Origin of the sequence: Methylobacterium trifolii (assembly GCF_022179685.1) — a bacterium.
Lineage (GTDB): Bacteria > Pseudomonadota > Alphaproteobacteria > Rhizobiales > Beijerinckiaceae > Methylobacterium > Methylobacterium trifolii.
The window spans coordinates 1-7,927 of record NZ_BPRB01000408.1; the positions used below are offsets into that span (position 1 = coordinate 1).

Here is a 7,927-nt window from a genome sequence, read left to right on the forward strand (position 1 = left end):
CGGGCCGCTCGCGGGCGGCGGGCGGTGCCGCGCGCTCGGCCGGCGCACGCTCCGGTGCAGCCCGCTCGGGCCGCGGGCCACCGCCGCGCGGGCCTTCCGCACCGCCACCACCGCGGGGGCCTTCGCCACCGCCGCGCGGGCCACGCTCCATGTCGGGACCGCCCTGCGCCAGGACGACGACCGGCTCGATCCCTTGCCGCGCGGATACGGGCCCGGCGAGGACGAGGCCGGGCAGCATCGTGCCGGTCAGGAGCAGCAGGCGGGTCTTCCGCATCGGTCGGCCTTCACGTTTTCGGTTTGGCCGGTCCGAACCCGGTCAGGCCGAAATGGTTCCCGATCGTGAAAGCCTCGGGCGTCGGTGGAGGTTGCGTCCCGCCTCGATGGCGGAGCCGGTGTCGCGCGGCCGTCAGGGGCCGCTGCGCTGGGGGACGGCGACGATGCCGGGGGCGATGATGCGCACGCTCGCCCTGTCCACGGCGACCACGGAGGGCTGAATCGTCGCATCGGCCGGGGCGGCCGTCGAACCCGTCGTCGCGCCCGCGTCCGAGACGGTGGCGCCGATGCGACCGGCCGCGTCCGCTGCGAGGCCGGCGGCGGTCTTGTCGGCCCGGCCGACCAGGGTGAGGCGGACCTTCGGCCGCGACAGGGCCTCGGCCTGCATCGGCGTGACGAAGATATCGCCCTTGTGCCGCACCATCATGCTCTCGGCCTTCACCAGGGACTGGGCCCAGGTCTGGTTGACCGGCTTGCAGGAGCAGTTCGGGACGAAGCTCTTCTGGAACTTGAAGGCGTTGGCCAGGGAGACGTAGGCGCGACTGCCCTTGATCGCCGCGGCCTGCCTCAAGGCGTCGTCACCGTGGGGCATGGAATAGGCGGCGGCTTCCGTGCCGGGGCAGAGGGCCTGGCAGAGTTCGTCCGCGCCGCCCCGGCCCTCGGGCAGGTTCTTCATCGGGAAATAGGCGCCGTCGCAGGTCCGCACGCAGATCACCTGCGGTCCGCCGCGGGCCGTCTGCTCGCCGGTGACGGCATCGATCCGTGGGGTCTCGGCACAGGTGGAGGCGATCAGCCCCTGGAGCTGGCGGCGGCGGCCCGAATTGTCCTCGCTCGCCGCCCCTCCGTAGGTCGCGTTGAGGGCGCGGATGCGCTGCTCCACCGCGCCGCATTGCGGGGGCCGGGTGTCGAAGAACAGGAAGGTGCCGCCCTCGCAGTTCAGGGTGCGGTGATAGGCCTGCAGCCGCGCGATCTCCCCCTGCAGCGCGCGGGTGACGCTGGCCCCGTCGCCGAGGGACGCGAGTTCCGCGCGGTAGCGCTGGCAGGTCTGGGCAGGCGCCTGGGCCGACGCGCCGGCAGCGCCGAGGCAGAGCGCCAGGGCGATCAGCGGCCGGAGGAGCAGGCGAATCGGAGGGCGCATCGGCGGCATGGCGATCGGGGGTTCGATGCCCCGCGGACCGGGGATACGGCCCGCGCCGGCACGGTCGAATGTGCGGCGGCGAACGGAAGTTTTTTAGCCGCCCTCGCGCTTGCGCGACAGCCCTCCTACATGCGCGGGACGGATCGAACGGGGGAATGGTTGGCGATGTGGCTTCGGAGTCTCACACGCATTGCGGCGGGCGCGATGCTCGCCGGCCTCGCGCTGGCGGGCCCCGCCCTGGCGCAGGAGCCGGACCGGATCTTCGACAAGTCGACGGTCTGGCGCCCGCTCACCCCCAACGACAAGCTCGTCGTCTACGGGGTGGACGACCCGGCGGTGGGGGGCGTGGCCTGCTGGTACACCCAGCCCGAGAAGGGCGGCATCAAGGGCACCCTGGGGCTGGCCGAGGACGTGTCCGACATCTCGCTCGCCTGCCGCCAGGTCGGGCCGGTGCAGTTCAAGGGCAAGTTCGGCCAGGGCGAGGTGGTGTTCAGCGAGCGCCGCTCCCTGATCTTCAAGTCGATGCAGATCGTGCGCGGCTGCGACGCCCGGCGCAACACGCTGATCTACATGGTCTATTCCGACAAGGTGATCCAGGGCTCGCCCAAGAACTCGACGTCGAGCGTGCCGCTGATGCCCTGGGGCACCGAGCCGCCGCCGAGATGCGGGGACTTTCTGAAGGGGTGAGAACACAGGTCGAGCGCGTCGTTTCGACCGCCTAACATCGCCTGCGTTACGGCCCGGTTCGCCCCATGGGTCGGCATGGCATCGGAATCGATACGTCGGCGGCCCCCGAGGGCCGCCTCGCACGGATCGAGAACTCCAAAAAACTCAATCCTGGCAGGTAACGCGGATCGGGCGCTCGGCGGGCTTGGAGACGGGCAGGTCGATGGCGCCGGTGAACTCCTCGGGGGCGGCGATGCCGAAGGAGCCGGCCGCCGCGTAGCCCTGCGCCTCGCACCAGGCGTTGGCGACGACCTGGCCGCACTCGCTGCCCGGCGTGCTCAGGCAGTCGCCGACGCCGTAGCCGTCGCTCGACGGGATCAGGAAGGTCTTCTCCACATGGGCCGGGGCATGGGCCGGGCCCTGCCCGTCGCCGCCGGCGAAGGCGCCGGGGGCCAGCGAGGACAGGAGGGCGGCGGCGACGAGAGCGCTGAGTGCGGCAGCCGAGCGACGCATGGAAACATCCTTGTTCACGGGATGGCGGCAGGACAATCTGGCGGGCAAAGTCGGACGACGCGGTAAAGAAAGCCTTTCGGCCCGGACCCGTTTTCGTCCGAAGCCGGGAGACACCGGCCCCGTCGTTCTCGAATTCCTCACGGTTTTGGGGTAGCGCCATCGGGCCGGCGAGACCGTCGCCGATCCGCAACACGCGGCGGCTGCGGGACGTGGCGCTCCTCTCCGGATCGCGCGGGCCGATCCGGCACCGAGGGCGGCAGGCCCCTGAAACCAAAGGGCTGTTCCCGGCCGGCCGACGCGGCGCGCGGCGTGCCGGCGGGGGCGGGATCACCGAGACGAGGGTTGGCTTGATGGCCCCGATGTTGCGCCTGTACAACACCCTGACCGGGGCCAAGGAGCCGTTCGTCCCGTTCGACGCCGCGAACGTGCGGATGTATGCCTGCGGCCCGACCGTCTACGACGCCGCCCATATCGGCAACGCGCGCCCGATCGTCGTCTTCGACCTGCTGTTCCGGCTGCTGCGCCACCGCTACGGCGCGGGCCACGTCACCTACGCCCGCAACGTCACGGACGTGGACGACAAGATCAACGCACGCGCCGCCGAGCGCGGCATCACCATCCGCGAACTGACGGACGGGACGCTTGCGCAGTTCCACGCCGACATCCGCGACCTCGGCGTGCTGATGCCGGAGGACGTGAACACGGCGGGCAGCCGTCCGCGCCTGATCGAGCCGCGGGCCACCGACCACATCGCCGAGATGGTGGCGATGATCGAGGGGCTGGTCGCGGCCGGCCACGCCTACGTGGCGGCCGACCACGTCCTGTTCGACGTGCCCTCGATGCCCGATTACGGGGCGCTGTCGAAGCGGCCGCTGGACGAGATGGAGGCCGGCGCCCGCGTCGAGGTCGCGCCCTACAAGCGCTCACCCCTCGACTTCGTGCTCTGGAAGCCCTCGAAGCCCGGCGAACCCGCCTGGCCCTCGCCTTCCGGCATCCCCGTGCCGGGCCGGCCGGGCTGGCACATCGAGTGCTCGGCCATGTCCGCCAAGCACCTGGGCGAGACCTTCGACATCCATGCCGGCGGCATCGACCTGATCTTCCCCCACCACGAGAACGAGGTGGCCCAGTCCCGCTGCTGCTTTTCGACGCCGGTGATGGCCAATTACTGGCTGCACAACGGCTTCCTCCAGGTGGAGGGAGAGAAGATGTCGAAGTCGGCCGGCAACTTCATCACCATCCGCCAGGTGCTGGACGACTGGCCGGGGGAGGTCGTGCGGCTGAACATGCTCAAGACGCACTACCGCCAGCCGATCGACTGGACGCGGCGGGGGCTGGAAGAGTCGAGCCGGATGCTGGAGCGCTGGTACGTGGGCGCGGGCGATGCGCAGGCCGATGCGGAGGCGCCCGTGAGCGTGCTGGAGCCCCTGCTGGACGACCTGAACACGCCGGCGGCACTTGCCGAGATCCACCGGCTCGATGCGCCGGGCCGGCTGAGGGCGGCGGCCAACCTCCTTGGGCTGCTCGGCCACACGAAGACCGAGCGTGAGCGCGACACGGTGCAAGCGGCGGGCATCGACGTGGCCGCGGTCGAAGCGCTGATCGAGGCGCGGCGCGCGGCGCGCGCAGCCAAGGACTGGGCCGCCTCGGACCGGGCCCGCGATGCGCTCGCGGCGACGGGTGTCGCCGTGAAGGACAACAAGGACGGCACCACCACCTGGACGGTGGCGAGATGATCGCCCCCGCGGATCGCCAGCCCATCATCGTCGCCGATGCAGGCCCGCTGATCCGTCTCGCGGCCGCGGGGCTGCTGGACACCCTGCGCGGCCTCAACGGGCGCATCGTCCTGGTGGATCGGGTCGAGGACGAGGTCGTCGGCGACCGCACCAAGCCGTTCGCCGCCGAGATCGCGGCCTGGATCGAAGGGTTGGGCGAGGCGGTGCTTCGGGTCGAGACCGTGGTCGGCATCGGCGTGCAGGCCCTGCGCGCCCGTGCGCCCACCCCCGGCGGCGACGCGCTCCTCAAGTCGGCCTTGCGCGATTCCGGCGAGCAGGCGCTTCGCGAGTTCGTGGGGCACTGGCACCCGGCCGAGGCCGCCTCGGCCGTAGTGCTCTACGAGGACCGCACGATCGCCACCCTGTTCCTCGACGTGGACTTTCCCGTCACGTTGATGACGACGCGGGCCTTCGTCGCCACCGTGTCGCGCTGGGGCGTCAACCGGGACGCGGTGGCGGCGCTGGAGGCCGTGGCCGCCCGCTACGACCTCAAGCCGGCCCTCGTCGGCGAGATCGATCCGGCCGTGCCGGTCGACCTGCGGACCCTGCCGCAGCCGATGGCGGAAGACTGAGCCGGCACTCTCACAGCCGCTCGGCCACGAACCGCTCGGCCTCCGGGTCCTCGCCCCGCCATCCCGGCGCGGCCTGGAGCATCGGCAGGACGGAGGCCGCGTCGGGGGCCACGAGGTAGCTGAGGTCCAGGCCCTCGCGGATGAAGCCGTGGGCGCGCATGTGGGCGAAGAGGGTCAGCAGGGGCGTCCAGAAGTCGGCGACCTGGACCAGCAGGATCGGCTTGCGGTGGCGGCCGAGCTGGGCCCAGGTGAGCTGCTCGACCAGCTCCTCCAGGGTGCCGATGCCGCCGGGCAAGGCCACGAAGGCGTCGGAGCGCTCGAACATCAGGCGCTTCCGGGTGTGCATGTCGCCCACCACGATCGTCTCCTGGATGGCGTCGAGCATGTGCTCGCGGGCCTGGAGGAAATCGGGGATGATGCCGGTGACGTGCCCGCCGCCCGCCAGCACGGCGCGGGCCACGGTGCCCATCAGCCCCACGTCCCCGCCCCCGTAGACGAGGCCGATGCCGGCCTCGGCGAGCGCGGTGCCGAGCACCTCCGCCGCATCGCGAAAAGCCGGGTCTCCGCCGAAGCCGGAGCCGCAATAGACACAGACCGTCTTCACCGGAGCCATCCGGTTGCCTCCATCACGCGTTCCGTGTGAGCCGTGAAACCCGCCGCCGGCCTGCGAAGGCCGGGCCAAAGTGCTGAATTCGCGCAGGATTTACCCGCACGACGGGCGGGACGGCTTTGTATCCGGGTCATGTACGGTATTATGGCGGGCAACGTCGATGGTTTTCCGCAGCCGGACCAGGGGGCCCTCGCACCCCGACATCCGCGACGCTGGCCGGCGCGTCGAACCGATGGGGAACAAGGACGCCATGTCGCGGGAGTTGTGGCGCAGTCTCGCCCTTGCCCTGATCGGGCTCGCGGGCGGCCTCGGCCTGGTGTCCCTGCTGTTCGGCGGCGGCGACCTCCTCACGCGCCTGAGAGGCCCGGGCGCCCCCGGCGATGTGGCGACCTCGGCCGGCGAGGCACCCCGGCCGTTGGCCTCCCCGGCGCCCGAGACGCCTCCGCAGGCCGAGGGTCCCGACCGGCGACAGGCCGCGCTCCCGGAGGCCGGCCGCAAGCCGAGCGAGGGGAACCGCGCGGATTCCACCGCCAAGGCCGGGGCGGCGACGGCTCCGAGCTTCGACATCGTGCGCGTGGAGCCGAACGGCGAGTCGGTGGTGGCGGGCCGCGGCGCTCCGAACACCGTGGTCGAGATGCTGGTGGACGGGAAGCCCGTGGCGCGGGCGCTCGCCGATCCGAACGGGCAGTTCGCCATCGTGCCCCCGGCGCTGGCCGCCGGCAACAGCGAGATCGTGCTCCGCTCCACCGCAGCGGACGGGAAGGAGACCCGCTCGACACAGAGCGTGGCAGTGGCGATCTCGCCCAAGCGCGACACCAGGCCCCTCGTCGCCCTCACGGCCCCCGACAAGCCCACCGTCGTGCTCTCGCAGCCCGAAGCCCCCGCGCCCGTGGCGCAGACGCGGCCGGGGAACGACAGGACAGGAGCGTCCTCCGGACAGCGGGCGGCCGCCGATCCGCGCAAGCCCACGACTGATACCGGCAAGGCGGTCCCGCTGCGGGTCGTCAGCGTCGATGCGCAGGAGGGCGGACGGCTCTTCGTGACGGGGGAAGCCGCCCCCGGCGCCACGGTGCGGCTCTACCTCAACGACACCCTGATCGCCCCGGCGAGCGTCGGCCCGGACGGGAAGGTCACGTTCACCATCGGCCGCGGCGTGAAGCCCGGCGACTACCGGGTGCGGATCGACCAGGTCGATTCCGTCTCGGGCAAGGTCCGGACCCGCGCCGAAGTGCCGTTCGTCGTGCCCGACACCGGTGCGACCGTTGCAGCCCGCGACAGGCCGGGCACCGTCGGCAACCGGGTGGCGGCACGGGATGCACCGGCACCGGCCGCGCCGGGAACCGCCCGCCCGCCTGGCCCGGCCCATCCGGAGCCGGGAGCCGGCGCCGCCGCATCCGGCCCCGGAGCGGCGACTGGCCCGGGTACCGCGCCCCCTACGAAGAGCGGCGAGCCGCACCGGACCGAGCCGGCGGCCGCCGCTCCGCGGGCGGACGTGGCCGCTGCCACCCCGGCCGGCCCTCCGGTCAAGGCGGGCGAGGCGCCCATGCCGGCAGCACGCACGGAGGCGGAGGCCGCCGGCAAGGCCCCCGGCGCCGTCTTCGTCGCCGAGATCAACACGGCCAGGATCAGCCGCGGCAACAGCCTGTGGCAGATCAGCCGGCAGATCTACGGCCGGGGCGAGCGCTACACCGTGATCTACGATGCCAACCGGGAGCAGATCCGCGACCCCGACCTGATCTATCCGGGCCAGATCCTCGTGCTGCCGGGAGACAAGCGGGGCTGAACGCGCCGGCGCTGCGCAGGCCAGCCCCGCCCCCACGCCGGATGCCGCGGGGCGCTCGCAGGCCTATATGCGACGCAGCAAGAATCCCCCGGACCTCCCGATGACCATCGACCCCGCGCCCCCGGCCGGCGAGACCGCGCCAGAGGCGCGCCCCGGCCTCGTCGCCACCTACCGCCGCCTCTGGCCCTATCTCTGGCCCCACGGCCGGCCCGACCTGCAGCGGCGGGTCTACCTCGCCTTCGGCCTGTTGCTGGTCGCCAAGCTCGCGACCATGGTCACGCCCTTCACCTTCAAGTGGGCCACCGACGCCCTTGTCGCGATGGTCGGCGGCAAGGAGGGCGGATCGGTCCCGACCGGGCTGCTCGCCGCGCCCATGCTTCTGATCGGGCTCTACGGCCTCTCGCGCATCCTGATGGCGGGGCTGACGCAGGTGCGCGACGGGCTGTTCGCCAAGGTGGCGATGCACGCGGTGCGGCGGCTGGCGCTGAAGACCTTCGAGCACATGCACCAGTTGTCGCTGCGCTTCCACCTGGAGCGCAAGACCGGCGGCCTCACCCGCGTGCCGGAGCGCCCGCGCTCCAGCACGCGGGTGAGGCCGCC

The 7,927-nt window shown here is 72.3% G+C and carries 8 protein-coding genes and 1 pseudogene; 5 read left to right on the plus strand and 4 right to left on the minus strand.

What is annotated here, in order from left to right:
- A pseudogene (locus COGEMETH_RS25295) lies at nucleotides 1–274 on the minus strand (OmpA family protein); the annotation flags it as partial.
- Between the two features lie 132 nt (nucleotides 275–406).
- The gene (locus COGEMETH_RS25300) at nucleotides 407–1,420 is read right to left on the minus strand and encodes a DUF2865 domain-containing protein (RefSeq protein ID WP_238185416.1); all 1,014 of its coding nucleotides are present in this window, start codon (nucleotides 1,418–1,420) and stop codon (nucleotides 407–409) included.
- A gap of 156 nt (nucleotides 1,421–1,576) precedes the next feature.
- On the opposite strand from COGEMETH_RS25300, the gene COGEMETH_RS25305 reads away from it, so the two are divergent.
- On the plus strand, nucleotides 1,577–2,098 hold the full coding sequence (locus COGEMETH_RS25305; protein WP_238185417.1) for a CreA family protein: 522 nt from the start codon (nucleotides 1,577–1,579) through the stop codon (nucleotides 2,096–2,098).
- A gap of 144 nt (nucleotides 2,099–2,242) precedes the next feature.
- Here COGEMETH_RS25305 and COGEMETH_RS25310 read toward each other — a convergent pair whose 3' ends face one another.
- Nucleotides 2,243–2,590 carry a hypothetical protein gene (locus COGEMETH_RS25310; protein WP_238185418.1) on the minus strand — a complete coding sequence of 116 codons (348 nt, stop codon included), beginning with the start codon at nucleotides 2,588–2,590 and terminating at the stop codon, nucleotides 2,243–2,245.
- 350 nt (nucleotides 2,591–2,940) lie between these two features.
- Here COGEMETH_RS25310 and cysS point away from each other — a divergent pair, with 350 nt between their 5' ends.
- A complete protein-coding gene (cysS, locus tag COGEMETH_RS25315; RefSeq protein ID WP_238185419.1) occupies nucleotides 2,941–4,323 on the plus strand; it encodes a cysteine--tRNA ligase in 1,383 nt (460 codons plus the stop codon).
- Nucleotides 4,320–4,934: a PIN domain-containing protein gene (locus tag COGEMETH_RS25320; protein ID WP_238185420.1), complete on the plus strand. Its 615-nt coding sequence runs from the start codon at nucleotides 4,320–4,322 to the stop codon at nucleotides 4,932–4,934. Before cysS ends, COGEMETH_RS25320 begins: the two co-directional genes overlap by 4 nt.
- Before the next feature lie 10 nt (nucleotides 4,935–4,944).
- Here the strand turns inward: COGEMETH_RS25320 and COGEMETH_RS25325 are convergent, their stop codons facing one another.
- Nucleotides 4,945–5,547 (minus strand): LOG family protein, encoded by a 603-nt coding sequence (locus COGEMETH_RS25325; RefSeq protein WP_238185421.1) that lies wholly within the window; start codon nucleotides 5,545–5,547, stop codon nucleotides 4,945–4,947.
- A gap of 247 nt (nucleotides 5,548–5,794) precedes the next feature.
- Between COGEMETH_RS25325 and COGEMETH_RS25330 the strand changes: the two genes are divergently transcribed.
- Together COGEMETH_RS25330 and COGEMETH_RS25335 are read left to right on the plus strand one after the other, a co-directional pair.
- The gene (locus COGEMETH_RS25330) at nucleotides 5,795–7,327 is read left to right on the plus strand and encodes a LysM peptidoglycan-binding domain-containing protein (protein ID WP_238185422.1); all 1,533 of its coding nucleotides are present in this window, start codon (nucleotides 5,795–5,797) and stop codon (nucleotides 7,325–7,327) included.
- A gap of 100 nt (nucleotides 7,328–7,427) precedes the next feature.
- Nucleotides 7,428–7,927 (plus strand): ABC transporter transmembrane domain-containing protein (locus tag COGEMETH_RS25335; protein ID WP_283215052.1); only part of this gene is annotated, 500 nt, incomplete at its 3' end.

Bases quoted from the DNA above. Each gene is read 5' to 3' on its own strand.
- COGEMETH_RS25300 (WP_238185416.1), bottom strand. From the start codon at position 1,420: ATGCCGCCGATGCGCCCTCCGATTCGCCTGCTCCTCCGGCCGCTGATC.
- COGEMETH_RS25305 (WP_238185417.1), top strand. From the start codon at position 1,577: ATGTGGCTTCGGAGTCTCACACGCATTGCGGCGGGCGCGATGCTCGCC.
- COGEMETH_RS25310 (WP_238185418.1), bottom strand. From the start codon at position 2,590: ATGCGTCGCTCGGCTGCCGCACTCAGCGCTCTCGTCGCCGCCGCCCTC.
- cysS (WP_238185419.1), top strand. From the start codon at position 2,941: ATGGCCCCGATGTTGCGCCTGTACAACACCCTGACCGGGGCCAAGGAG.
- COGEMETH_RS25320 (WP_238185420.1), top strand. From the start codon at position 4,320: ATGATCGCCCCCGCGGATCGCCAGCCCATCATCGTCGCCGATGCAGGC.
- COGEMETH_RS25325 (WP_238185421.1), bottom strand. From the start codon at position 5,547: ATGGCTCCGGTGAAGACGGTCTGTGTCTATTGCGGCTCCGGCTTCGGC.
- COGEMETH_RS25330 (WP_238185422.1), top strand. From the start codon at position 5,795: ATGTCGCGGGAGTTGTGGCGCAGTCTCGCCCTTGCCCTGATCGGGCTC.